This is a genomic window from Burkholderia sp. Bmkn7, from assembly GCF_041103175.1.
GTDB lineage: Bacteria > Pseudomonadota > Gammaproteobacteria > Burkholderiales > Burkholderiaceae > Burkholderia > Burkholderia cepacia.
Genome location: NZ_JBGCUH010000003.1, coordinates 308,341 through 334,046 on the forward strand (window position 1 = coordinate 308,341; position 25,706 = coordinate 334,046).

Annotated in this window: 19 protein-coding genes; 12 read left to right on the top strand and 7 right to left on the bottom strand. The window is 65.9% G+C overall.

Translation table 11 applies throughout. From position 1 onward, the window contains the following. Nucleotides 1-122: 122 nt before the first annotated feature. The 7 genes from AB3K92_RS22855 (at nt 123) to AB3K92_RS22885 (ending at nt 7,738) form a co-directional block, all read left to right on the top strand. Nucleotides 123-593, top strand: coding sequence for a F0F1 ATP synthase subunit B (locus AB3K92_RS22855; protein WP_021160443.1), 471 nt, complete (start codon nt 123-125; stop codon nt 591-593). 2 nt (nt 594-595) lie between these two features. Continuing rightward, complete coding sequence (locus tag AB3K92_RS22860) at nt 596-1,135, top strand: F0F1 ATP synthase subunit delta (protein WP_006482713.1); 540 nt, start codon at nt 596-598, stop codon at nt 1,133-1,135. A 44-nt stretch (nt 1,136-1,179) separates the two neighbouring features. Next, nucleotides 1,180-2,721: a F0F1 ATP synthase subunit alpha gene (gene atpA / locus AB3K92_RS22865; protein WP_021160444.1), complete on the top strand. Its 1,542-nt coding sequence runs from the start codon at nt 1,180-1,182 to the stop codon at nt 2,719-2,721. A gap of 119 nt (nt 2,722-2,840) precedes the next feature. Beyond that, entirely contained in the window at nt 2,841-3,716 is an 876-nt protein-coding gene (gene atpG, locus AB3K92_RS22870; protein WP_021160445.1) for a F0F1 ATP synthase subunit gamma, read from the top strand. A 66-nt stretch (nt 3,717-3,782) separates the two neighbouring features. Next, on the top strand, nt 3,783-5,177 hold the full coding sequence (atpD, locus tag AB3K92_RS22875; RefSeq protein ID WP_021160446.1) for a F0F1 ATP synthase subunit beta: 1,395 nt from the start codon (nt 3,783-3,785) through the stop codon (nt 5,175-5,177). 153 nt (nt 5,178-5,330) lie between these two features. Continuing rightward, complete coding sequence (locus tag AB3K92_RS22880) at nt 5,331-5,756, top strand: F0F1 ATP synthase subunit epsilon (RefSeq protein ID WP_006477288.1); 426 nt, start codon at nt 5,331-5,333, stop codon at nt 5,754-5,756. A 254-nt stretch (nt 5,757-6,010) separates the two neighbouring features. Further along, on the top strand, nt 6,011-7,738 hold the full coding sequence (locus AB3K92_RS22885; RefSeq protein WP_059816885.1) for an AMP-binding protein: 1,728 nt from the start codon (nt 6,011-6,013) through the stop codon (nt 7,736-7,738). Nucleotides 7,739-8,470: 732 nt separating this feature from the next. Here the strand turns inward: AB3K92_RS22885 and AB3K92_RS22890 are convergent. After that, nucleotides 8,471-9,271 carry a transporter substrate-binding domain-containing protein gene (locus AB3K92_RS22890; RefSeq protein WP_027788707.1) on the bottom strand — a complete coding sequence of 267 codons (801 nt, stop codon included), beginning with the start codon at nt 9,269-9,271 and terminating at the stop codon, nt 8,471-8,473. A 149-nt stretch (nt 9,272-9,420) separates the two neighbouring features. On the opposite strand from AB3K92_RS22890, the gene hemE reads away from it, so the two are divergent. The 4 genes from hemE (at nt 9,421) to AB3K92_RS22910 (ending at nt 18,849) form a co-directional block, all read left to right on the top strand. After that, nucleotides 9,421-10,515 (top strand): uroporphyrinogen decarboxylase, encoded by a 1,095-nt coding sequence (gene hemE / locus AB3K92_RS22895; RefSeq protein WP_034195829.1) that lies wholly within the window; start codon nt 9,421-9,423, stop codon nt 10,513-10,515. A gap of 454 nt (nt 10,516-10,969) precedes the next feature. Further along, a complete protein-coding gene (locus AB3K92_RS22900) occupies nt 10,970-13,231 on the top strand; it encodes a primosomal protein N' (protein WP_369465867.1) in 2,262 nt (753 codons plus the stop codon). A gap of 461 nt (nt 13,232-13,692) precedes the next feature. Then, entirely contained in the window at nt 13,693-17,625 is a 3,933-nt protein-coding gene (gene putA / locus AB3K92_RS22905; protein ID WP_249452863.1) for a trifunctional transcriptional regulator/proline dehydrogenase/L-glutamate gamma-semialdehyde dehydrogenase, read from the top strand. Nucleotides 17,626-17,709: 84 nt separating this feature from the next. Beyond that, nucleotides 17,710-18,849 (top strand): branched-chain amino acid ABC transporter substrate-binding protein, encoded by a 1,140-nt coding sequence (locus tag AB3K92_RS22910; RefSeq protein WP_318826350.1) that lies wholly within the window; start codon nt 17,710-17,712, stop codon nt 18,847-18,849. Nucleotides 18,850-19,055: 206 nt separating this feature from the next. Here the strand turns inward: AB3K92_RS22910 and AB3K92_RS22915 are convergent, their stop codons facing one another. The 6 genes from AB3K92_RS22915 to AB3K92_RS22940 all read right to left on the bottom strand — a co-directional run bounded on the left by AB3K92_RS22915 (nt 19,056) and on the right by AB3K92_RS22940 (nt 24,818). Continuing rightward, the gene (locus tag AB3K92_RS22915; protein ID WP_048028327.1) at nt 19,056-19,463 is read right to left on the bottom strand and encodes a hypothetical protein; all 408 of its coding nucleotides are present in this window, start codon (nt 19,461-19,463) and stop codon (nt 19,056-19,058) included. Next, on the bottom strand, nt 19,456-20,124 hold the full coding sequence (locus AB3K92_RS22920) for a M35 family metallo-endopeptidase (RefSeq protein ID WP_369465868.1): 669 nt from the start codon (nt 20,122-20,124) through the stop codon (nt 19,456-19,458). The genes AB3K92_RS22915 and AB3K92_RS22920 overlap by 8 nt, the downstream gene beginning before the upstream one ends. Before the next feature lie 4 nt (nt 20,125-20,128). Beyond that, nucleotides 20,129-20,674, bottom strand: coding sequence for a hypothetical protein (locus AB3K92_RS22925; protein WP_081057204.1), 546 nt, complete (start codon nt 20,672-20,674; stop codon nt 20,129-20,131). 10 nt (nt 20,675-20,684) lie between these two features. Continuing rightward, nucleotides 20,685-21,344 carry a PAAR domain-containing protein gene (locus tag AB3K92_RS22930; protein WP_369465869.1) on the bottom strand — a complete coding sequence of 220 codons (660 nt, stop codon included), beginning with the start codon at nt 21,342-21,344 and terminating at the stop codon, nt 20,685-20,687. 251 nt (nt 21,345-21,595) lie between these two features. After that, complete coding sequence (locus AB3K92_RS22935) at nt 21,596-23,107, bottom strand: class I adenylate-forming enzyme family protein (RefSeq protein WP_369465870.1); 1,512 nt, start codon at nt 23,105-23,107, stop codon at nt 21,596-21,598. Between the two features lie 58 nt (nt 23,108-23,165). Continuing rightward, entirely contained in the window at nt 23,166-24,818 is a 1,653-nt protein-coding gene (locus AB3K92_RS22940) for an acyl-CoA dehydrogenase family protein (protein WP_369465871.1), read from the bottom strand. Nucleotides 24,819-24,939: 121 nt separating this feature from the next. On the opposite strand from AB3K92_RS22940, the gene AB3K92_RS22945 reads away from it, so the two are divergent. Beyond that, the gene (locus AB3K92_RS22945; RefSeq protein WP_059493873.1) at nt 24,940-25,608 is read left to right on the top strand and encodes a TetR/AcrR family transcriptional regulator; all 669 of its coding nucleotides are present in this window, start codon (nt 24,940-24,942) and stop codon (nt 25,606-25,608) included. The last annotated feature ends 98 nt before the right edge of the window (nt 25,609-25,706 follow it).

Consider the following 25,706-nt stretch of genomic DNA (forward strand, 5'->3'; position numbering starts at 1 on the left):
CGGAAATATGCGTCCGGCGTGAGCCGGCGCAGGGCGGAACGGAGACTTGGGGCGCTGATCGAATGCAACTCGATGAGCGCCTTACCGTTTCATTTTTCCGGAATAGCAGATAAGGAAACACCGTGAATCTCAACGCAACTCTGTTTGCGCAAATGGTCGTGTTCCTGGTCCTCGCGTGGTTCACGATGAAGTTCGTGTGGCCGCCGTTGATCAACGCCCTCGACGAACGTTCGAAGAAGATCGCCGACGGCCTCGCCGCCGCCGAGAAGGGCAAGGCAGAACTCGACGCAGCGCACAAGCGCGTGGACCAGGAACTCGCGCAGGCCCGCAATGACGGCCAGCAGCGCATCGCCGACGCTGAAAAGCGTGCCCAGGCGGTCGCCGAGGAAATCAAGGCCAACGCCCAGGCTGAAGCCGCCCGCATCGTCGCCCAGGCGAAGGCGGAAGCAGAACAGCAAATCGTGAAGGCGCGCGAAGCGCTGCGTGGCGAAGTCGCTACGCTGGCCGTGAAGGGCGCCGAGCAGATCCTGAAGCGCGAAGTCGATCAAACGGCCCACGCCCAACTGCTGAATCAACTGAAAGCCGAGCTCTGATCATGGCCGAACTTGCAACCATCGCCCGCCCTTACGCAGAAGCGCTGTTCCGCGTGGCCGAGGGCGGTGACATCGCCGCCTGGTCCACGCTCGTGCAAGAGCTGGCCCAGGTTGCGCGTCTGCCGGAAGTGCTGTCGGTCGCGTCGAGCCCGAAGGTGACGCGCACGCAAGTAGCCGAGTTGCTGCTTGCTGCTGCGAAGTCGCCGCTCGCGGCCGGCGCCGAAGCGAAGAACTTCGTGCAGATGCTGGTCGACAATCATCGCATCGCGCTGCTGCCGGAAATTGCCGAGCAGTTCGAGGCGCTCAAGAACGAACGTGAAGGTGCAGCCGACGCCGAGATCGTGAGCGCGTTCCCGCTGAACGGCGCGGATCTCGACAGTCTCGTCTCGGGCCTCGAACGCAAGTTCAAGCGCAAGCTGAAACCGACGGTCGAAGTCGATTCGTCGCTGATCGGCGGCGTGCGCGTGACGGTCGGCGACGAAGTGCTCGACACCTCGGTTCGCGCGCGCCTCGCATCGATGCAGGCTGCCTTGACCGCCTGAGCGCCACGCCGGCACGCAACAGAATTGACTATCAGGAGCGAATAATGCAACTCAATCCCTCTGAGATCAGCGAGCTGATCAAGAGCCGGATCCAGGGCCTTGAAGCGAGCGCAGACGTTCGCAACCAGGGCACCGTGATCTCCGTGACCGACGGTATCGTGCGTATCCACGGCCTGTCGGACGTGATGCAGGGCGAAATGCTCGAGTTTCCGGGCAACACGTTCGGCCTCGCGCTGAACCTCGAGCGCGACTCGGTCGGCGCGGTGATTCTCGGCGAATACGAACACATCTCGGAAGGCGACATCGTCAAGACGACGGGCCGCATTCTCGAAGTCCCGGTTGGCCCGGAACTCGTCGGCCGCGTGGTCGATGCGCTCGGCAACCCGATCGACGGCAAGGGCCCGGTCAACGCGAAGCTGACCGATGCGATCGAAAAGATCGCCCCGGGCGTGATCTGGCGTAAGTCGGTGTCGCAGCCGGTGCAGACGGGCATCAAGTCGATCGACGCGATGGTGCCGATCGGCCGTGGCCAGCGTGAGCTGATCATCGGCGACCGTCAGTGCGGCAAGACCGCGGTGGCGCTCGACGCGATCATCAACCAGAAGGGCAAGGACCTGATCTGTATCTACGTCGCGATCGGCCAGAAGGCTTCGTCGATCATGAACGTGGTTCGCAAGCTCGAAGAAACGGGCGCGATGGAATACACGATCGTCGTCGCCGCTTCGGCTTCGGATTCGGCAGCGATGCAGTACCTCGCACCGTACGCCGGCTGCACGATGGGCGAATACTTCCGCGATCGCGGCCAGGACGCGCTGATCATCTATGACGACTTGACCAAGCAAGCCTGGGCATACCGTCAGATCTCGCTGCTGCTGCGCCGCCCGCCGGGCCGTGAAGCGTACCCGGGCGACGTGTTCTATCTGCACTCGCGTCTGCTCGAGCGTGCGGCTCGCGTGTCGGAAGAGTACGTCGAGAAGTTCACGAACGGCGAAGTGAAGGGCAAGAGCGGCTCGCTGACGGCACTGCCGGTCATCGAAACGCAGGCTGGCGACGTGACCGCGTTCGTTCCGACGAACGTGATCTCGATTACCGACGGCCAGATCTTCCTGGAAACCGACCTGTTCAACGCAGGCATCCGCCCGGCAATCAACGCCGGCGTGTCGGTGTCGCGCGTCGGTGGCGCCGCTCAGACGAAGGTCGTGAAGAAGCTGTCGGGCGGTATCCGTACCGACCTCGCGCAGTACCGTGAACTGGCGGCATTCGCGCAGTTCGCATCGGACCTCGACGAAGCGACCCGCAAGCAGCTCGAGCGCGGCCGCCGCGTGACGGAACTGCTGAAGCAGCCGCAGTACCAGCCGCTGCAGGTCTGGGAACTGGCCGTGTCGCTGTACGCCGCGAACAACGGCTACCTCGACGACCTCGACGTCAAGCAAGTGCTGTCGTTCGAGAAGGGCCTGCGCGAAAACCTGAAGACCAGCCACGCTGACCTCATCAAGCGCATCGAAGACACCAAGGATCTCTCGAAGGACGACGAAGGCGCACTGCGCTCGGCGATCGAATCCTTCAAGAAGTCCGGTGCCTATTGATCCGCGAGTGACACACTGAGGCCGCGCGGGTGCTGATGCGCCCGCGCCGCTTCGGTGAGCGATGCATGAGCCCCGAGTAAAGCGCTAAAGCGCTAACTCGGGGCGCAAAGGAGCAAGCTATGGCTGGAATGAAGGAAATTCGCGGGAAGATCAAGAGCGTGCAGAACACGCGCAAGATCACGAAGGCGATGGAGATGGTGGCCGCATCGAAGATGCGTCGCGCGCAGGAACGCATGCGCGCCGCTCGTCCTTATGCGGACAAGGTCCGTGCCATCGCCGCGCACATGAGCCGTGCGAACCCGGAGTACCGTCACCCGTTCATGGTGGCGAACGAAGGTGCGAACACGGCCGGCATCATTCTCGTTACGACGGACAAGGGTCTGTGCGGCGGTCTGAACACCAACGTGCTGCGTGCGACGGTTCAGAAGTTCAAGGAGCTGGAAGAGAAGGGCCAGAAGGTCGAAGCTACCGCGATCGGTAGCAAGGGCCTCGGGTTCCTGAACCGCTTCGGCGCGAAGGTGATGTCGCAGGTCGTGCACCTCGGCGACACCCCGCATCTGGACAAGCTGATCGGCGCCGTGAAGACGCAGCTCGATCTGTACTCGGAAGGCAAGCTGTCGGCGGTTTATATCGCTTACACGCGCTTCGTCAACACGATGAAGCAGGAAGCCGTGATCGAGCAGTTGCTGCCGCTGTCGTCGGAACACTTCGAAGCCGATGACGGTACGCCGGCCACGTCGTGGGACTACATCTACGAGCCGGACGCGCAGGCAGTCGTCGACGAACTGCTCGTGCGTTACGTCGAGGCGCTGGTGTACCAGGCCGTCGCGGAAAACATGGCGTCCGAGCAATCGGCGCGCATGGTCGCGATGAAGGCCGCGTCCGACAACGCGAAGACGGTGATCAGCGAACTGCAGCTCGTATACAACAAGAGCCGCCAGGCCGCGATCACGAAAGAACTGTCGGAGATCGTCGGCGGCGCAGCCGCTGTTTAAGCGCGCGCCACGGACGACAACTGCGCCTTTGCGCGAGTAAAGAATCAGGTATTTAAAGGAAAAGCGATGAGTACTGCTGCTTTGGTAGAAGGCAAGATCGTACAGTGCATCGGCGCCGTTATCGACGTGGAATTCCCGCGCGACAGCATGCCGAAGATCTACGACGCGCTCATTCTCGATGGCTCGGAACTGACGCTCGAAGTCCAGCAACAGCTGGGCGACGGCGTGGTCCGTACCATTTGTCTGGGTGCATCCGACGGCCTGCGCCGCGGCCTGACCGTGAAGAACACGAGCAAGCCGATTTCGGTGCCGGTCGGCAAGCCGACCCTCGGTCGTATCATGGACGTCCTCGGCCGTCCGATCGACGAAGCCGGCCCGATCGAAAGCGAACATACGCGTTCGATCCACCAGAAGGCTCCGGCGTTCGACGAACTGTCGCCGTCGACCGAACTGCTCGAAACGGGTATCAAGGTCATCGACCTGATCTGCCCGTTCGCAAAGGGCGGCAAGGTCGGCCTGTTCGGCGGTGCAGGCGTGGGCAAGACCGTCAACATGATGGAGCTCATCAACAACATCGCGAAGGAGCACGGCGGTTACTCCGTGTTCGCGGGCGTGGGCGAGCGTACCCGTGAAGGGAACGACTTCTACCACGAAATGAAGGACTCGAACGTTCTCGACAAGGTCGCGCTGGTGTACGGCCAGATGAACGAGCCGCCGGGCAACCGTCTGCGCGTCGCGCTGACCGGCCTGACGATGGCCGAGCACTTCCGTGACGAAGGCCTCGACGTGCTGTTCTTCGTCGACAACATCTACCGTTTCACGCTGGCCGGTACCGAAGTGTCGGCACTGCTCGGCCGTATGCCGTCGGCAGTGGGCTATCAGCCGACGCTGGCTGAAGAAATGGGCAAGCTGCAAGAGCGCATCACGTCGACCAAGAAGGGCTCGATTACGTCGGTCCAGGCCGTGTACGTCCCTGCGGACGACTTGACCGACCCGTCGCCGGCTACGACCTTCGGCCACCTGGACGCAACCGTCGTTCTGTCGCGTGACATCGCTTCGCTGGGTATCTACCCGGCGGTCGACCCGCTCGACTCGACGTCGCGCCAGATCGACCCGAACGTGATCGGTGAAGAGCACTACTCGATCACCCGTCGCGTTCAGCAGACGCTGCAGCGCTACAAGGAACTGCGCGACATCATCGCGATTCTGGGCATGGACGAACTGTCGCCGGAAGACAAGCTGTCGGTCGCACGTGCGCGTAAGATCCAGCGTTTCCTGTCGCAGCCGTTCCACGTCGCTGAAGTGTTCACGGGCTCGCCGGGCAAGTACGTGCCGCTGAAGGAAACGATCCGTGGCTTCAAGATGATCGTCGACGGCGAGTGCGACCACCTGCCGGAACAGGCGTTCTACATGGTCGGCACGATCGACGAAGCCTTCGAAAAGGCCAAGAAGATCTCGTAAGGGTCAGGCGTAACGCAGCGGGCGCCGCTACGTCCGTGACGGATACCTTGATGGTATCCGTTCGCGGACAGGCGCTCACGTAATACGCTCAACCCGCCGTGCATGGGATCGGAACCGGCGCTGAAGCGCTCGTTCCGATCGACAGGAGTCGATATGGCAACCATCAAAGTAGACGTCGTCAGCGCGGAAGAGCAGATCTTCTCGGGCGAGGCGAAATTCGTCGCGCTGCCGGGCGAAACGGGTGAGCTGGGCATTCTGCCGGGTCACACGCCGCTGATCACGCGGATTCGTCCGGGTGCGGTGCGCATCGAAGTCGAGGGCGGCAACGACGAATTCGTGTTCGTCGCGGGCGGCATTCTCGAAGTGCAGCCGGGTGCCGTGACGGTGCTCGCCGACACCGCGATCCGCGGCAAGGACCTCGACGCGGCGAAAGCCGAGGAAGCACGCAAGCGTGCCGAGGAAACGCTGCAGAACGCGAAGTCGGATCTCGACCTCGCGAAGGCGCAATCCGAGCTCGCGACCGCGATGGCGCAGCTCGAAGCGATCCAGCGTCTGGCGAAGATCCGCAGCCGGCACTGAGCCGCGCCGCGTATCCCGCGAAAGAAAGCAGCCTTCGGGCTGCTTTTTTTTCGCCCGTCGTTTTCATCCGTTTTTACGGGTCGGATCATACCGTCCGGTCGTGCTATTTCACCCGTCCGTCGCGATTCGATGTCAGAGTGTCGTCAGCCGCGCACGGCATCATCCGCTCAGAGGCTATCCGTCGCGACGGCGGCGGAGCAGACACGCGTGAGCCGCATGTCGGGCCGGTCAGACAAAAACGGACGGAGACATTCATGGCAGCAGACCTTGGCGTGGGGGCGCTGATCGCGCCCGAAAACGGATTGTCGTACGTGCGCGGCACGACCGACGTGCCGCTCTCCGAAGCGACGATCGGCCGGTTCCTGCTCGACACGGCCGGCCGCTTTCCCGATCGTCCGGCCGTCGTGTTCCGCGAGCAGCAGGTGCGCTGGACCTGGCGCGAGTTCGCGAACGAGGTCGACGTGCTGGCGGCCGGGCTCGCCTCGCTCGGCATCGTGAAGGGCGATCGCGTCGGCATCTGGTCGCCGAACCGCAGCGAATGGCTGCTCACGCAGTTCGCGACCGCGCGGATCGGCGCGGTGCTCGTCAACATCAATCCGGCCTACCGGCTCGCGGAGCTCGAATACGCGCTGAACAAGGTCGGCTGTAAAGCCGTGATCGCCGCCGAGCGCTTCAAGACGTCCGCGTACGTCGAGATGCTGCAGACCATCGCGCCGGAACTCGCGACCGCGACGCCGGGCGACCTGCATGCGGCGCGCGTGCCGAGCCTGCGCACGGTCGTGTCGATGGGCGACGTCGCGCCGGCCGGCATGTTCCGCTTCGCGGACGTGATGGCGCGCGGCCGCCAGGCCGTCGATCCGGCGCTGCTCGATGCGATCGGCGCGACGCTCTCGGCGACTGATCCGATCAACATCCAGTTCACGAGCGGCACGACGGGCAGCCCGAAGGGCGCGACGCTCACGCATCGCAACGTCGTCAACAACGGGCGCTCGATCGCGACCGCGATGCGGTTCACCGAGCAGGACACGCTGTGCATCCCGGTGCCGCTCTATCACTGCTTCGGGATGGTGCTGGCTGTGCTTGCATGCGTGTCGAAGGGCGCCGCGATGGTATTCCCGGGCGAAGCGTTCGACCCGGTCGCGACGCTCGCGGCGGTGGCCGAAGAGCGCTGCACCGCGCTGCACGGCGTGCCGACGATGTTCATCGCGGAGCTCGATCATCCGGCGTTCGCGCAATTCGACCTGTCGACGCTGCGCACCGGGATCATGGCCGGCTCGCCGTGCCCGATCGAGACGATGAAGCGCGTCGTGTCGCAGATGCACCTGTCCGAAATCACGATCGCATACGGGATGACGGAGACGAGCCCCGTGTCGTTCCAGAGCTCGACCGATGATCCGCTCGAGAAGCGCACGACGACGGTCGGCCGTATCCAGCCGCATCTCGAGGTGAAGATCGTCGATCCGAGTGGCGATATCGTGCCGGTCGGCGCGACGGGCGAGCTGTGCACGAAGGGCTATTCGGTGATGCTCGGCTACTGGGACGACGACACGAAGACGCGCGAGGTGCTCGTGGACGGCTGGATGCATACGGGCGACCTCGCGACGCTCGACGCGGACGGTTACTGCAACATCGTCGGCCGGTTGAAGGACATGGTGATTCGCGGCGGCGAGAACGTCTATCCGCGCGAGATCGAGGAATTCCTGTTTCGGCATCCGAAGATTCAGAGCGCGCAGGTATTCGGCGTGCCCGATGCGAAGTACGGCGAGGAGCTGTGCGCGTGGATCGTGCTGCGCGCGGACGAGCAGATGACCGAGGACGACGTGCGTGCGTTCTGCAACGGGCAGATCGCGCACTACAAGATCCCGCGCTACATCCGCTTCGTCGACGAGCTGCCGATGACGGTGACGGGCAAGGTGCAGAAGTTCGTGATGCGCGACAGGATGATCGAGGAACTGAAGCTCGACGTGCAGAAGACCGCCTAGCGCGGTATGAAGAAGGGAAAACGCGCTGGAAAAATGCGGCGGCCTGCGGGCCGTTGCGTTTTCGATGGACGAAAAAAAGCGGGCTTATTAGCCCGCTAAAAACCACACGCTACGGGGTTAGCGCGAGGAGACCAAAGATGAAACCGAATCCGGCGGGGGGCCGGAAACGACTCCAACAGGGATGCCCCTCGGAAGGGCTTCGGTACGTGACCGACTGGCTCGCAGCGCTTCGCGTCCGCTCACACTTGGCACACGAGACCGCATCCGTGTTGAAACCGTTGAGGCCATTGTGGGCGAATTAATGACCCCTCGCGGTAACAAAGTGTTTCAGGTTGTAACGCCCGCCAGATAAGGCTTTCCGGGATTTTTTGCTGTTTTTGAGGGCCCGAAAAAGGTCATTTTTACCCATATTTTCCGCAGCGTTTTCAGCGCGTGCGCACGATGCGTTTTTCATGCGTATCAGGCTCGACGAATTGCCGATTTGCACGCGAGAAAATGCGCGGTTCGGCAGATGCCGCGCACGACGATTCATTCGTCAGAAAGATTTTGAAACGTGATTGGCCGGCGCGGAAGTCGACCGTTCGGCCAGTTCGCCGGCATCGGGCCGATTTTGCCGGCGCGTCGAAGTGTAACGGCGGCGATTCGGTCGCCGCCGCCCTGCGATTTTCGCGGCCGGCGGCCGCGGGGTCGGTGCCCGCTAAAGTCGCTGCGGGACGCCGTGTGCGAGCCCGCTTACTTCAGCCATTTGTCCGAGATCGCCTGGTATTCGCCGGTCGACAGCGCGAGATGCAGCCACTGGTCGACGTACTGCTGGAACGCGACGTCGCCGCGCGGCACCATGTACGCCTTCTCGCCGAACTGGAACGGCTTGTCCGGATGCACCGAGCACAGGCCCGGATTCAGCTTTTGCTGCAGCAGCGTCTCGGACGCATCCGTCACCATCACGTCCGCCTTGCCCGCGAGGATTTGCTTGAAGATCGTTACGTTGTCCGGATAGACCGTGAGGTTCGCGTGCGTGAAATACTGCTTCGCGAAACGCTCGTTGGTGCCGCCCGGGTTCACGATCACGCGCGTTTCCGGCCGGTCGATCTGCGCGACGGTCTGGTATTTGTCGGCGTCCGCGCAGCGCACGATCGGCGTCTTGCCGTCCACGACGTACGGCTGCGTGAAGAACACGCGCTTCTGGCGCTCGAGCGTCGTCGAGACGCCGCCCACCGCGATGTCGCATTTCGCGACGAAGTCGCCGGTCAGGTTCGGCCAGCTCGTCTTCACGTAGTCGGTCTTCACGCCGAGCGACTTCGCGAGCGATTCGGCCATGTCGATGTCGATGCCCTCGAAGCGGCCGTCCGCACGGTAGTACGAATACGGCTTGTAGTCGCCCGTCGTGCAGACGCGCAGCGTGCCGCGCGCGAGCACGTCGTCGAGCCGCGAGCCGGCGCCCGGTGCGGCAGCGGCTGCGCCCGCGGCGGTCTGCGCGTGCGCGGCGGCGCAGCAAAACAACGCGGCGGCGGCGAGCGTGGCGAATGGTTTCATCGGTCTCCTCCTTCGTTTCGTTCGATATGAGCGTCCGATCATAACGGAGCCATCGCGCGCGTCATATGGCCGCCATTGCGCCGGCATGCGCAGCCTTGCGGCGGCTGTCCGGTAAAATGCCGCTTTGCCTTCGCACCGTCGCTCCTACCGTGGCCCATACCCTGCTCAACGACACCTTCCTGCGTGCGCTTCTGCGCGAGCCGACCGACTACACGCCGATCTGGCTGATGCGCCAGGCCGGCCGCTACCTGCCCGAATACAACGCGACGCGCGCCCGCGCCGGCAGCTTCCTCGGTCTCGCGAAGAATCCCGACTACGCGACCGAAGTGACGCTGCAGCCGCTCGAGCGCTTTCCGCTCGACGCCGCGATCCTGTTCTCGGACATCCTGACGATTCCGGACGCGATGGGCCTCGGCCTCGACTTCCAGGTCGGCGAAGGGCCGAAGTTCGCGCATCCGGTGCGTACCGAGGCCGACGTCGCCAGGCTCGCGGTGCCGGACATTGAAGAGACGCTCGGCTACGTGACGGGCGCGGTGCGCGAGATCCGCCGCGCGCTCACCGACGGCCAGGGCCGCCAGCGCGTGCCGCTGATCGGCTTTTCGGGCAGCCCGTGGACGCTCGCGTGCTACATGGTCGAAGGCGGCGGGTCGGACGATTTCCGCACCGTGAAGTCGATGGCGTATTCGCGCCCCGACCTGATGCACCGGATTCTCGACGTGAACGCGCAGGCCGTGGCTGCTTACCTGAACGCGCAGATCGAAGCGGGCGCGCAGGCCGTGATGATCTTCGACACGTGGGGCGGCGCGCTGGCGGACGGCGCGTACCAGCGCTTCTCGCTGGACTACATCCGCCGCGTGGTGGCGCAGCTCAAGCGCGAGCATGACGGCGAGCGCGTGCCGGTCATCACGTTCACGAAGGGCGGCGGGCTGTGGCTCGAGGAGATCGCGGCGACCGGCGTCGACGCGGTCGGGCTCGACTGGACGGTCAACCTCGGCGCCGCGCGCGAGCGCGTCGCGGGGCGAGTCGCACTGCAGGGCAACCTCGACCCGACGATCCTGTTTGCGCCGCCCGCCGCGGTGCGCGAGCAGGCGCGCGCGGTGCTCGACAGCTACGGCAACCATCCGGGCCATGTATTCAACCTCGGACACGGTATTTCGCAATTCACGTCGCCCGATCACGTCGCCGAACTCGTCGACGAGGTGCATAACCACAGCCGCGCGATCCGTAGCGGAGCCGCCGGCTGAACGCAAACGCTGTCATGCTGCACTGCGGGGTGACAGCGTTTCGTTTTCGGCGCTAAACAGGGCGCAACCCCGCACCGGTTGCCGATTCAGTGCTTGTCAAGACTTGACTTATACACATTTTCCTCGTTGCAGCGCGGTAGAGCCCTGTGTCGGTCAAATTGCCTCGCTATGGTTCGGTAATTTGAATAGCAGCCTTATGGAATAAGGCTCCGCGGGGCACCGCAACAAGCGGCGAAAATCAGCGGAAAGCGCGGCCCCGCGTGCGTTGCGGCCGGTGAGCGGCGAGTTCTCAACAAAGTTATCCACAGGCTGGGCAGGGTATACGGCGATTCCTAATGCGAATCCAAAACTTAGCGCCGAATCTGAAGTTTTACTTTAAGTCCGCCGCCACGATGCGGGCGCGGATGCCGGCCGCCCATCTCGATGCGGTGCGTGCCGCCGCCGGAGCGCCGCGATGAGCGGCACCTACCTGCGCGTCGCGCTCGACCATCCGCTCGCCACCCTGTTCGACTATCGCTGCGACGCGCAACCGGCGCCCGTGCCGGGCACGCTCGTGCAGGTGCCGTTCGGCAAGCGGCAGGCGGTCGGGCTCGTCTGCGAAGTGACGACTCACACCGACGTGCCGCCGTCCCGGCTGCGCGCGGTCGACGCGATCTGCACCGACCTGCCGCCGTTGTCGCCGGACTGGCTCGCGCTCGTGTCGTTCGCCGCCGATTACTACCAGCGCGGGCGCGGCGAGGTCGCGCTGCCGGCACTGCCGCAGGCGCTGCGCGATGCGGGGCGCTGGGGGCGGCTGCTCGCGCCCGAGGTGCGCTACCGGCCGACGGAGGGCGGCCGCGCGGCGCTGCCCGATGCGTTGCCCGCACGCGGGGCCGCGCTGCGGCGGCTCGCGCAGGCGCTGGTCGACACCGGCTCGCTCGCGCTGCCCGATGCGCGCGCGCTGCACCCGAAGGCGGCCGCGACGCTCGACGACTGGGCGGCGCGCGGCTGGGTTGACGTCAAGGAGATCGGCTGGGCCGATGCGCCTGTGCCCAAAGCTGTGGATAACCTGTTGGCAGCCGGTGGACGAACTGTGCCGCCGGCGCTCACGGACCAGCAGGCCGAGGCGCTCGACGCGATCCGCGCCGCGCAGGGCTTTGCGCCGTTCCTGCTGCACGGCGTGACGGGCAGCGGCAAGACCGAGGTCTATCTGCACGCGCTCGCGTCGCTGCTCGACGCCCGGCCGGACGCGCAGGCGCTCGTGCTCGTCCCCGAAATCAACCTGACGCCGCAGTTCGAGGCCGCGTTTCGCGCGCGCTTCGCGGGTGCGCTCGCCGACGACGCGATCGTCACGCTGCACAGCGGGCTCGCCGAGGGCGAGCGGGCGCGCAACTGGCTCGCCGCGCATACGGGGCGTGCGCGGATCGTGCTCGGCACACGCCTCGCGGTGCTCGCGTCGATGCCGGCGCTCGCGCTGATCGTCGTCGACGAGGAGCACGAGCCCGCGTACAAGCAGCAGGAAGGGCTGCGCTATTCGGCACGCGATCTCGCCGTGTGGCGCGCGAAGCAGCTCGGCATCGGGGTCGTGCTCGGCTCGGCCACGCCGTCGCTCGAAAGCTGGTGGCAGGCGGAGCAGGGCCGCTACACGCGGCTCACGCTGTCGCGCCGCGCGGTGGCCGACGCGACACTGCCGACCGTGCGGCTGATCGACCTCGAAGAGGAGCGGCGGCGCGGCCGCGCGTCGATGGGCGGGCTGTCGGGGCCGCTCGTCGCGGCGCTGAAGGCGCGGCTCGAACGCGGCGAGCAGAGTCTCGTGTTCCTGAACCGGCGCGGTTACGCGCCGCAGCTCGCGTGCGACGCATGCGGCTGGGTCGCGGGCTGCCCGCGCTGCAGCGCGTACGTCGTGCTGCACAAGCCCGAGCATGCGCTGCGCTGCCATCACTGCGGCTGGGAAGCCCGCATTCCGCGATCGTGCCCCGAGTGCGGGAACGTCGACATCGCGCCGCTCGGGCGCGGCACGCAACGCATCGAGGAGGCGCTCGCCGAGGCCGTGCCGGGCGCGCGCGTGCTGCGGATCGACGCGGACAGCACGCGCCGCAAGGGTAGTGCGCAGGCGCTTTTCTCCGATGTGCATGCGGGCGAGGTCGACATCCTCGTCGGCACGCAGATGATCGCGAAGGGGCACGACTTCCAGCGCGTGTCGCTCGTCGGCGTGCTCAATGCCGACACGGCGCTGTTCTCGCATGACTTCCGCGCGAGCGAACGGCTGTTCGCGCAGCTGATGCAGGTGAGCGGCCGCGCGGGGCGCGCCGGGCTGCCGGGCGAGGTGCTCGTGCAGACGCGCTACCCGCGTCACGCGCTGTATCACGCGCTCGGGCGGCAGGACTACGTCGGCTTCGCGAATTCGACGCTCGGCGAGCGCCGCGACGCGCACCTGCCGCCGTTCGTCTACCAGGCGCTGCTGCGCGCCGAGGGGCGCACGCTCGACGCGGCGCTCGCATTCCTGCTGCAAGCCGCGGCCGCATTGCCGGGGTTGCCGGGCGCCGATCGCGTGACCGTGTACGACGCGGTGCCGATGACGATCGTCAAGGTCGCGAACGTCCACCGCGCGCAATTGCTGCTCGAAAGCGCGTCGCGGGCGGCGCTCCAGCATGCGCTGCGCGCGTGGCAGCCGGAGCTGCGCGCGCTGAAGGGCGTGCTGCGGTGGAGCGTCGAGGTCGATCCGCTGGATATCTGAGCGGCGCGCCATGCGGCCGTCGTGCCGCACACCGCACACCGCACACCGCACACCGCACACCGCACACCGCACACCGCACACCGCACACCGCACACCGCACACCGCACACCACGTGCCGCTGCGTCGACACCCGGGCCGTCGGGCAGCCCCGAACCGTCTCTTGCCGCACGGCCATCCCCGGGCGCGCCACCCGCTGCCACCCCAGTGCAACCCGTTTTCGTCCGCCGCCGCGCGCGGGGAAGGTTGCGCACGCATGTCAAATCGGCCTGCTCAGGGAAAACACCGATCCCCCGACCACGGGCAACTCCTAGGTTGCAACCGCATAAGTGGCTGATTATATTGACTAACCCAAGGGTGCAACCCATCTCGCAATTTGGTTGCACCTTTTTATTGCGTGCCGTAGGATTTCGCGCATCCTCTCACACCACATTGCCGGGCTCGCACCGGCGCACGAACCCACCATGGCAAGCACGACTCTCGGCGTCAAGGTCGACGACCTTCTCCGCTCGCGCCTCAAGGACGCAGCCGCGCGTCTCGAGCGCACTCCCCACTGGCTGATCAAGCAGGCGATCTTCGCGTATCTCGAGCGGATCGAGCACGGCCAGTTGCCGCCCGAGCTGTCGGGCCACAGCGGCGTCACGGAGCTCGCCGACGGCCAGGCTGCGGACGGCGACGACGACAACTCGCCGCATCCGTTTCTCGAATTCGCGCAGAACGTGCAGCCGCAATCGGTGCTGCGCGCGGCGATCACGGCCGCGTACCGCCGCCCCGAGCCGGAATGCGTGCCGTTCCTGCTCGGCCAGGCGCGCCTGCCCGCGAACCTGCAGGCGGACGTGCAGGCGCTCGCGACGAAGCTCGTCGAGGCGCTGCGCGAGAAGAGCTCGGGCGGCGGCGTCGAAGGGCTGATCCACGAATTCTCGCTGTCGAGCCAGGAAGGCGTCGCGCTGATGTGCCTTGCCGAGGCGCTGCTGCGCATTCCCGATCGCGCGACGCGCGATGCGCTGATCCGCGACAAGATCAGCAAGGGCGACTGGCGCTCGCACGTCGGCCACGCGCCGTCGCTGTTCGTGAACGCGGCGACCTGGGGGCTGATGATCACCGGCAAACTCGTGACGACCAACAGCGAAGCGGGGCTGTCGTCGGCGCTCACGCGCCTGATCGGCCGCGGCGGCGAGCCGCTGATCCGCAAGGGCGTCGACATGGCGATGCGCCTGATGGGCGAGCAGTTCGTCACCGGCGAGACGATTTCCGAAGCGCTCGCGAACAGCCGCAAGTACGAAGCACGCGGCTTCCGCTACTCGTACGACATGCTCGGCGAAGCGGCGACGACCGAAGAGGACGCGCAGCGCTACTACGCGTCGTACGAACAGGCGATCCACGCGATCGGCAAGGCGGCCGGCGGCCGCGGCATCTACGAAGGCCCGGGCATCTCGATCAAGCTGTCGGCGCTGCACGCGCGCTACTCGCGCTCGCAGCAGGACCGCACGATGAGCGAGCTGCTGCCGCGCGTGCGCGCGCTCGCGCTGCTCGCGCGCCGCTACGACATCGGCCTGAACATCGACGCGGAAGAAGCCGACCGCCTCGAACTGTCGCTCGACCTGCTCGAGGCGCTGTGCTTCGATCCGGATCTCGCGGGCTGGAACGGCATCGGCTTCGTGGTGCAGGGCTACCAGAAGCGCTGCCCGTTCGTGATCGACTACCTGATCGATCTCGCGCGCCGCAGCCGTCACCGCCTGATGATCCGTCTGGTCAAGGGCGCGTACTGGGATACCGAGATCAAGCGTGCGCAGGTCGACGGCCTCGAAGGTTATCCGGTCTATACGCGCAAGATCTACACGGACGTGTCGTACCTCGCGTGCGCGAAGAAGCTGCTCGCCGCACCCGACGCCGTCTATCCGCAGTTCGCGACGCACAACGCGTACACGCTCGCCGCGATCTACCAGCTCGCGGGCCAGAACTACTACCCGGGCCAGTATGAATTCCAGTGCCTGCACGGGATGGGCGAGCCGCTGTACGAGGAAGTCACCGGCCGCGACAAGCTGAACCGGCCGTGCCGCGTGTACGCACCGGTCGGCACGCACGAGACGCTGCTCGCGTACCTGGTGCGTCGCCTGCTGGAAAACGGCGCGAACACGTCGTTCGTGAACCGCATCGCGGACAAGACCGTGTCGGTGAAGGAACTGGTCGCCGATCCGGTCGACGAAGCGTCGAAGGTCGTGCCGCTCGGCGCGCCGCACGCGAAGATCCCGCTGCCGCGCAACCTGTACGGCGACGAGCGTCCCAACTCGATGGGCCTCGACCTGTCGAACGAACACCGCCTCGCGTCGCTGTCGTCCGCGCTGCTCGCGAGCGCGCACTTCCCGTGGCGCGCGGCGCCGATGCTCGCCGACGACACGCTCGCCGACGCGCCGGCCCGCGACGTGCGCAACCCGGCCGACCAGCGCGACACCGTCGGCACCGTCAGCGAAGCGACGGCCGAACACGTGAGCGCGGCACTCGCGCATGCGGTGGCCGCCGCGCCGATCTGGCAGGCGACGCCGGTCGACGCACGCGCCGATTGCCTGGTGCGCGCAGCCGACCTGCTCGAAGCGCAGATGCACACGCTGATGGGCCTGATCGTGCGCGAAGCCGGCAAGTCGCTGCCGAACGCGATCGCCGAGATCCGCGAAGCGGTCGACTTCCTGCGCTACTACGCCGCGCAGATCCGCGACGAATTCTCGAACGACACGCACCGTCCGCTCGGCCCCGTGGTCTGCATCAGCCCGTGGAACTTCCCGCTCGCGATCTTCATGGGCCAGGTGGCCGCCGCGCTCGCGGCCGGCAACACGGTGCTCGCGAAGCCGGCCGAACAGACGCCGCTGATCGCCGCCCAGGCCGTGCGCCTGCTGCGCGAGGCCGGCGTGCCGGCCGGCGCGGTGCAGCTGCTGCCGGGCGACGGCGAGACCGTCGGTGCGGCGCTGGTCGCCGATCCGCGCACGCGTGCGGTGATGTTCACCGGTTCGACCGAAGTCGCGCGCCTGATCAACAAGACGCTGTCGGCGCGCCTCGACCCGGACGGCAAGCCGATCCCGCTGATCGCGGAAACGGGCGGCCAGAACGCGATGATCGTCGACTCGTCGGCGCTCGCGGAGCAGGTTGTCGCGGACGTGATGCAGTCGTCGTTCGACTCGGCCGGTCAACGGTGTTCGGCGCTGCGCGTTCTGTGTCTGCAGGACGATGTCGCGGACCGCACGCTGACGATGCTGAAGGGCGCGATGCACGAGCTGGCGCTCGGCAACCCCGACCGGCTGTCGACGGACGTCGGCCCGGTGATCGACGGTGAAGCGAAGCAGACGATCGACACGCACGTCGCGGCGATGAAGGAGAAGGGCCACGCGGTCACGCAGCTGCCGATGCCGGACGCGTGCGCGCACGGCACGTTCGTGCCGCCGACGCTGATCGAGATCGGCAGCATCGACGAGCTGAAGCGCGAAGTGTTCGGCCCCGTGCTGCACGTGGTGCGCTACCGCCGCAGCCAGCTCGACAAGCTGCTGGAGCAGATCCGCGCGACCGGCTACGGCCTGACGCTCGGCATCCACACGCGGATCGACGAGACGATCGCGCACGTGATCTCGAATGCGCACGTCGGCAACATCTACGTGAACCGCAACGTGATCGGCGCGGTGGTCGGCGTGCAGCCGTTCGGCGGCGAAGGGCTGTCGGGCACGGGCCCGAAGGCCGGCGGCGCGCTGTACCTGCAGCGCCTGCTCGCGACGCGTCCGTCGGGCCTGCCGCGTTCGCTCGCGCAGACGCTGATCGCGGACGGCGCGGTCGAAGGCGATGCGCGCGGCAACCCGGCGGCAGCGCTCACGACGCTGCGCGACTGGCTGATCGAGCAGCGCGAGCCGGCACTGGCCGCGCGTTGCGACGGTTACCTGGCGCAGGTGCCGGCCGGTGCGACCGCCGTGCTGACCGGCCCGACGGGCGAGCGAAACACGTATACACTCGGCCCGCGCGGCACGGTGCTGTGTGTCGCGGCGACGCCGGGCGGCGCGCGCGCGCAGTTCGCGGCGGTGCTGGCGACCGGCAACCGCGCGCTGTTCGCGGGCGCGGCCGGCGAGGCGCTGGTCGCCGCGCTGCCGGCGTCGCTGAAGGCGCATGCGACCGTGCGCAAGCAGGCCGATACGCCGTTCGACGCGGTGCTGTTCGAAGGCGACAGCGACGAACTGCAGACGCTCGTGAAGGACGTCGCGCAGCGGCCGGGCCCGATCGTGTCGGTGCAGGGCGTGTCGGTGGGTGCGTTCGAGAACGGTGATGCGGAAGATTACGCGCTGGAACGGCTGCTGACGGAGCGCTCGGTGAGCGTGAACACGGCCGCGGCGGGCGGCAATGCGAATTTGATGACGATCGGCTGATCATCCTTGCCGTTCGGATCAAACAAAGGAAGCGGCCAGGCGATCCCGAAGCCGCTCCATTTACCCTGGTACCAAGGAGATGCTATGCAACACACGATGAAAAAGGTGGCAGGCGCGACGCTCGTCGCGGTCATGTCGCTGGCGGGGACGGCCCATGCGGATGACGTGAAGATCGGTTACGCTGGGCCGATGACGGGCGCGCAGGCGCACTACGGCAAGGATATGCAGAACGGGATCGTGCTCGCGATCGAGGATTTCAACGCGACGAGCCCGAAGATCGGCGGCAAGCCGGTGAAGTTCGCACTCGACACGCAGGACGACCAGGCTGACCCGCGCACCGGCACGACGGTCGCGCAGAAGCTCGTCGACGACGGCATCAAGGGCATGCTCGGCCACTTCAACTCGGGCACGACGATTCCGGCCTCGCGCATCTACGCGAACGCGGGCATTCCGCAGATCGCGATGGCGACCGCACCGGAATACACGCAGCAGGGTTACAAGACGACCTTCCGCATGATGACGTCCGACACGCAGCAGGGCTCGGTGGCCGGCACGTTCGCGTCGAAGGATCTCGGCATGAAGAAGATCGCGATCGTCGACGACCGCACGGCCTACGGCCAGGGTCTCGCCGACCAGTTCGAGAAGGCCGCGAAGGCCGGCGGCGCGACGATCGTCGACCGTGAATTCACGAACGACAAGGCGGTGGACTTCAAGGCGATCCTGACCAAGCTGAAGGCGGCGAAGCCGGATCTCGTCTACTACGGCGGCGCGGATTCGCAGGCTGCACCGATGGTCAAGCAGATGAAGACGCTCGGCATCACCGCCCCGCTGATGAGCGGCGAAATGGTGAAGACGCCGACGTTCCTGAAGATCGCGGGCAACGCGGCCGACGGCACGATCGCCTCGCTGGCAGGCCTGCCGCTCGAAGAAATGCCGGGCGGCAAGACGTACGCCGACAAGTACAAGAAGCGCTTCGGCGAAGACGTGCAGACCTACTCGCCGTATGCGTACGACGGCGCGATGGCGCTGTTCAACGCGATGAAGAAGGCCGATTCGACCGATCCGGCGAAGTACCTGCCGGTGCTCGCGAAGACCGACATGGCCGGCGTGACGTCGACGCACGTCGCGTATGACGCGAAGGGCGACCTGAAGAACGGCGGCATCACGATGTACAAGGTCGAGAAGGGCGAGTGGAAGCCGCTGAAGAGCATCGGCGGCAAGTAAGCAGCCTGATGTGACGCGCGGGCGGCGTTGCAATGCGTCGTCCCGCTCCTCGTGCGAAAAAGCCACCTGGCCGTCGGGCCGGGTGGCTTTTTCTTTGGTGGGACACACCCGACAGGGCATAGGGATGTTGCAGGCAGTGGTGCGGCAGGGTCGCCCCATGTGTACGTAGATACCGCATCGCCGTGATCGGCGGCAGCATGACGTTACTAGCCGTCGCAGCACTTGTTAGGGCAATCGGGCAGGAAGGAAATTTCCACACGTCGCCCATTTTCCACGTCGCCATGCGAATAGACGCGGGCGCTCTTCTTGATGGTTCCGCGCAAAAAGCCGAGTTGCTCCAACAGCGCATACGCGACTTGCAATCTTGATTGCGCAAGGGCCAGTGCTCCCGGCTCACTTTCCTCGGCATGGCCGCTGATCAGTGTTGTCTCTTTGGTCAGGTGATTTGCGTAATTGAGCCTTTGGTCGGCTGTCCATTTTGCAATGCGGACGATCTCTGCATTTGATAGGTGCGAGCTGTCTCTCGAAAAGTAGATGTCGAAGTTCTCGCTGGCGATGCATGCGAATACCGGATTGGAGACGAGAAGGCTTAGGGCAAGAATAAATTTAAGCATTGTAAATGACGTATCCTGCAATGCTGTCGGCATTGTTGATTGCTTGATTCGGGTTTTCGGCTCCAAACGTCAAACACTCCTCCATGAAATATCTGTGATCCCGGGTTCCCATTGTGTCGTCGAAATGACTCGCCTCATGAATCAGGGTGGAAACTACGGAATCTTTTTCCCATGAGAAGTCTCGCATTGTACAAAAATCGGGATGTATTGCGATCGTATGAGTTGCGGTATCCGGCGAACACACTGATGCCGCGACTCCCGATTTGTTCGGATTTGGAACGCATCCAATATGTTTGAATCGATCGCTATCCCATCGCGTGAAATTGTATCCGGTGAGTGCCTTTAGTACGCGGACGATTGCAGTCAGACCTGTTAATAGCGTTATGCGAGTGCCTTCATCATTTCTGCCGAACCACTGTAATACGCGTGCCTTATCAGTGTTGGACCAGCGCTGCAGATCCTTGATTCTTTTGTCGACGAGAAAAACGGCTCGATCGCGTTTGCTCAATACCATTTCCCGGAATTCCTTGTTTGTCATGTTGTGACATATTCTTTCGGTATTGATCGTTACTTCCACCGTCGACCCAGGATTGGTATTGGTGACGGCGCCTGTGTGTACGAGGAACCATTCTCCGCCGTCATTCGCATCAAAATTTTTCATTGCTTCAATGTTCCGTCGTATAGATTTTCAGAGTTGCCGAGGCGTCGGTGGCGATTCGATGTGTTTGCCCGGCCGTGTCCGTGGTGCCCGTGAAAATCTGCCCGGTGTCGGTAACGATTCGGTAGCGAATGTTCGCGAGCGGGCGGCGGGAGTCATCGAGCAAGGTGAATTGCTCGTCGTGTACGACAGCCGATCGAGCAAACGACCGCTCGGCTGCATCAGGTTGGTGCCCATTCAGCGTTGCAGTCTCTCCCGCAGTAAAAATCATCCGCATGCCGCGCTCAGCGTGGAAGATCGGCGGTGGGTTGCATCCGCAGACATTGATATCCCCGCTCAATGCCCACTGTTTGCCGTTCGGACCGGTACCTGGCCAGCGCGGACCTTGCGGTGCGATGTACCCTTCACGCTTGCAGGCAGAACAGTAGGTCTTCATATCCAGCGTGGCGATATGAACCCTCGGCGGCGGATTGGAGCAGGTCACGGTGTCGAGGCCTTCGACAATCACCGCTTCCCCGGCGCGGTCGCCTTTGGCAAGAAAGTAGCGGATCATGGACGCTACCTCAGCGGGGCACGGACGAGCGGGTGACGACGCGAAATACAACGGATGAAGCTACGCCTTGTCGCTCGGGACTATCGGTGATCATGTCGCCGTTATCGAGTTCGCTGCCAACGAATGCGAGCGGTGCGAAGTCGGGCCTGTCGACCAAACCCAGACCGCTCGTCACGCGCGCGGTTGAACCGTCCGGATAGTGGATCAGGTCGCCCACCGTGGCAGCCCTGCCCAAGTGCGGCGCTACTTCCCATGTGCCGGACGGCTCGCGCAATGCGCCGCCGCGCGCGGTTGTTGCGCCACGTACCGCCAATCTGTAGGCGGGCGGCGCGGGCGGCGGCACATAGGTCGGATCGAACAGGCCCGCAGCGCTTTGCCCATCCCGCACGTGCATGCCCCATGAGGTGCGCAGCGTTTCGGTAATGCGGTCACCGTTGCTCAATCGGCTGCCGACCAACGCGAACGGCTTGCCTCCGCTGTGGTTGTTTCCCGCGCCGTCGACAATCGCGGCCTCGCTGCCGTCGTCATAGGTCACTACGTCGCCGACGCAGGCGACTTCTAGTCCAGCCAGGGTCAGGCCGCTGGTTGCGGTGGTGACGCGTCCGCCGCGTTCCGTGAGCGCACCAACAGTGGCGAAAAGATAGGTCGGTGTTTTGAGTTCGTCTTTCATCCGGCTTCCCTGTCTCAGTAAATGGAATGGCTGCCTAGAGACGCTATTCCAGATGGGAAACGTCGATCAATCGGACGAATATGATTCAGGGTTGCTAATTTCTATTACTTGTTCCGTTCTGCCTTTTGCATTGACCGCACGTGCGCGAGTGCGTTGGTCAGGTGACGTGGATAAGGAGTGATGTCGTATCTCGCTTTGCGGTTCGCAAGGGGAATCTGAGTACGTGAGTGCGCTGGTGCAATCGTGGATACTTAGTCTTCGCGACGCACACGCAGCAGGAACTTCTGCAGCTTGCCCGTAGGCGTGCGCGGCAGCGCCTGCACGAACGTGAACTCACGCGGAATCTTGTACGCGGCGAGCCGCTCGCCGCAGAACGCGCGCAGCGCGTCCGCGTCGGGCGCCGTGCCCGCGCGCGGCACGACGTGCGCGACGACCGTCTCGCCCCAGTCGGGATGCGGGACACCGACGACGGCCGCCTCGGCGATGTCCGGGTGCGCGCCGAGTACGTCCTCCACTTCCTTCGAATAGACGTTCTCGCCGCCCGTCACGATCATGTCCTTCAGCCGGTCGACGATGAACAGGTAGCCGTCCTGATCGATCCGCGCGATGTCGCCGGTGCGATACCAGCCGTGCGGCGCGAACGCGGCGCGGGTCGCGGCCGCATCGTCGAGATAGCCGAGCATCATGCTGTCGGTCTTCAGCCAGATCTCGCCGGTCTCGCCCGGCTGCGCATCGATGCCGTCCATCCGCACGACGCGCAGGTCGACGCCCGGGCCGCCGTGGCGGCCGATCGAACCGGCCTTCGCGATCTGCTCGTCCGGATACAGCGTCGTGCCGGCCGGGCCCGCTTCCGTCATGCCGTACACCTGGAAGAACGCGTCGCTGCGATACGCGCGCGCGAGCCGTTCGGCCTGCGCGGCGCCGATCGGGCCGCCGCCGTACAGCCATGCGCGCACGCTCGACAGGTCGAACGCCGCGAAACCGTCGATCGTGTCGAGCGGCAGCAGGTACGACACCGGCGCGCCGAAATACAGCGTCACGCGCTCGCGCTCGACGGTCTGCAGGAACCGCAGCGGATGGTATTCGCGCAGCAGCACGACGGTGCCGCCCGCATACAGCGTGCCGCCGAACCAGTTGTTGAGCGGCGACGAATGCCAGATCGGCATCGCCATCAGCGTGCGCTCGTTGCGGCCGATGCCGGTCGCGAGGGCCGCCTGCATCGCGGCGAGCGTCACGGTGCGGTGGCTGTGCACGCAGCCTTTCGGGTGGCCGGTCGTGCCGGACGTATAGAGGATCTGCGCGATGTCGCCGTCGGCCGGCTCGATGCCCGCGAGGCCGTCCATCGTCGCGCACAGCGTGTCGAAGCACGGCACGCCGTCGAGCTCGCCTTCGGTCACGAGCCGTCGCGCGGGATGCACGATGCGCTCGACCACCGGCGCGAGCGTCACGTCGAACAGCAGCGCCTTGCTGCGGCTGTGTTCGAGCACGTAGTCGACTTCCGGCGCCTGCAGCTTGTGGTTGATCGGCACGAACGTCGCGCCGAGCCGCCACGCGCCGAACATCAGGTCGACGAAGGCCGGCGTGTTGAAGCACATCGCGGCGACACGGTCGCCGGCCGCGACGCCGAGCGCGCTCAGCACGGCCGCCGCGCGGTGCGAGCGCTCGCGCGCGGCGGCATAGGTGATCGTCGCGGATTCGCTGACGAGGAACGGTTTGTCGGGCGTCGCGCGGGCGGCGCGGTCGAGGGCGGCGACGAGGTTCATCGGGGCTCCGGGCGGGCGAACGAAGGCGAACGGGGAAACCGGGCTGGGCGAACGGGCGTCAGGCCGGGTACGCGCGCTGCAGCAGCGCGGCGACGTCGATCGCGTGCGGGTCGAAGCCGCCCGCGACGCGGCCCCAGTCGGGCGCGGCAAGCCGTGTCGCGACGAACGCGTCGGCGACGGCCGCCGGCGCGTCGCGGCGCAGCAGGCACGCCTGCGCGACGAGCGCGAGGCGCTGCGCGAACACGCGGCCCGACGCCTCGAGCGTGTCGGCCGGTGCGTCGAGCATCGCGCGCAGCGCGTCGAGCGCCGCGCGGATGCGCGGTTCGCCCGCGCCGAGATCGGCGAGTTCGGTGAACAGCGCGGCAGCCGCGTCGGGTTCACGCGACACCGCGCGCAGCACGTCGAGGCACATCACGTTGCCCGAACCTTCCCAGATCGAGTTGACGGGCGCCTCGCGGAACAGCCGCGCGATCGGGTCGTCGTCGACATAGCCGTTGCCGCCGAACACTTCCATCACCTCGCCGGTCAGTTCGACCGCGCGCTTGCACACCCAGAATTTCGCGGCGGGCGTGACGATGCGCTTCCAGGCGCGTTCGCGCGGCGAGTCGTCGCGCTCGAACGCGTCGGCCAGGCGCATCGCCAGCACGAGCGCGGCTTCGCTTTCGAGCGCGAGATCGGCCAGCACGGTGCGCATCAGCGGCTGTTCGGCGAGCGCGCGGCCGAATGCATGGCGCTGGCGCGTGTACGCGATCGCCTGCACGACGCCCTGGCGCAGCATCGCCGCACTGCCGAGCACGCAGTTCAGCCGCGTGTAGGTGGCCATCTCGATGATGGTCGGAATGCCGCGGCCTTCGTCGCCGAGCATGATGCCCCACGCGTCGTTCAGCTCGATCTCGCTGCTCGAGTTGCTGCGGTTGCCGACCTTGTCCTTCAGCCGCTGGATCTCGACCGCGTTCTTCGTGCCGTCCGGCCGCCAGCGCGGCACGTAGAAGCACGACGGACCGCCGCCTTCGGTCTGCGCGACGACGAGGTGCGCGTCGCACATCGGCGCGGAGAAGAACCACTTGTGGCCGCGCAGCCGGTATTCGCCGCCGCGCCCGCCCGCGCCGACGGCGGTCGCGAGCGTCGTGTTCGCGCGCACGTCGGAGCCGCCCTGTTTCTCGGTCATGCCCATGCCGAACCAGATCGAGCGCTTGTCGGCGACCGGCACGTCGCGCGGATCGTAGTCGTCGCTGTAGAGCTTGTCGCGCAGCAGCGCCCACAGCGCGGGCTCCTTCTGCAGCACGGGGATCGCGGCCTGCGTCATCGTCGCCGGGCACAGCGTGCCGGCCTCGATCTGGCCATGCAGGTAGAAGCCGGCCGCGGTCGCGGCCCAGCGGCCGCGGCGCGACTCGCGGAACGCGAGCGACACGAAGCCTTCCTGGCGGTAGCGGCCGAGCAGCGCGTGCCACACCGGGTGAAAGTCGACGCGGTCGATGCGCCGGCCGCGCCGGTCGAACGTGTTCAGTTCCGGCGTGTGACGGTTCGCTTCGTCGGCAAGCCGCGCGGTGTCGGCGCTGCCGAGCCACGCGCCGTATGTGTCGAGTTGCGGCACGGCCCAGTCGGCGCCCGCGCGGGTGAGCGCGTCGCGCAGCGCGATGTCCGTCGTGAAGAGGTTATAGTCGACCAGTTCGTCGAACTGGTTCGTGACGGCGTGAGTCGATTCGGTCATCGAGGTTGTCTCCGGTCTCATGCTTCGCGGGCGGCCGGCGTCATGCCGCACGGATGACGCTTCGGCGCCGGTTCCGGCCCCCGGTAAAACGCATGCCCTGCTGATTTCCAGAGTAGCAAATATGCCGCCGCGACATGTTCAGGTTCCGGCGCCGCCCGGCCAGCCGGCGGCGCAACCCGCGCCCGCGTTGCGCCGCCGGCCGCGCCAGTCGCGCGCGCAGGCGAGTTCCGACGCGCTGCAGCAGGCGTTCGTTCAGCTTTTGCTCGAACGCGGCTACGCGAAAGCGACGATCCGCGAGATCGCGGCCGTCGCGGGCGTCAGCATCGGCACCTTCTACGAGTATTTCGGCGACAAGCAGAGCCTCGCGGCGCTCTGCATCCATCGGCACGTGCAGGCGCTGGCCGACCGGCTGCGCGACGCGGTGGCGCGGCTGCGCGGTGCGCCGCGGGCCGAACTCGCCGCCGCGCTGGTCGACCTGCAGGTCGACGCGATCGGCGCCGACGCGGCGCTGTGGGGCGCGCTCTTCGCGCTGGAGCGGCAGGTGTCGCCGCTCGCCGCCTACCGCCGGCATTACGACGCGTACGTCGCGCTGTGGCGCGACGCGCTCTCGCACGCGGCCGATCCGCCGCCGGCCGCGCGGCTCGACGGGATCGCGCGGATGGCGCACACGCTCTGCTACGGCGGGCTCTCGCAGGCGCTGCTGACGCTCGGGCCCGCGTTCGACATCGCCGCGCTGCGCGATGAACTGCGGGCCGTGCTGCTCGCCTATCTGGCGGCGGCCGGCCGGTAGCATCCCGTTAGGGAAATGCCTGATTCGCATGTCGGCCGGGCAGGCGAGCCTTGCCGCCGAGTGCTTCTCTCCATGGGCCATGAGAAAAATACATGGCC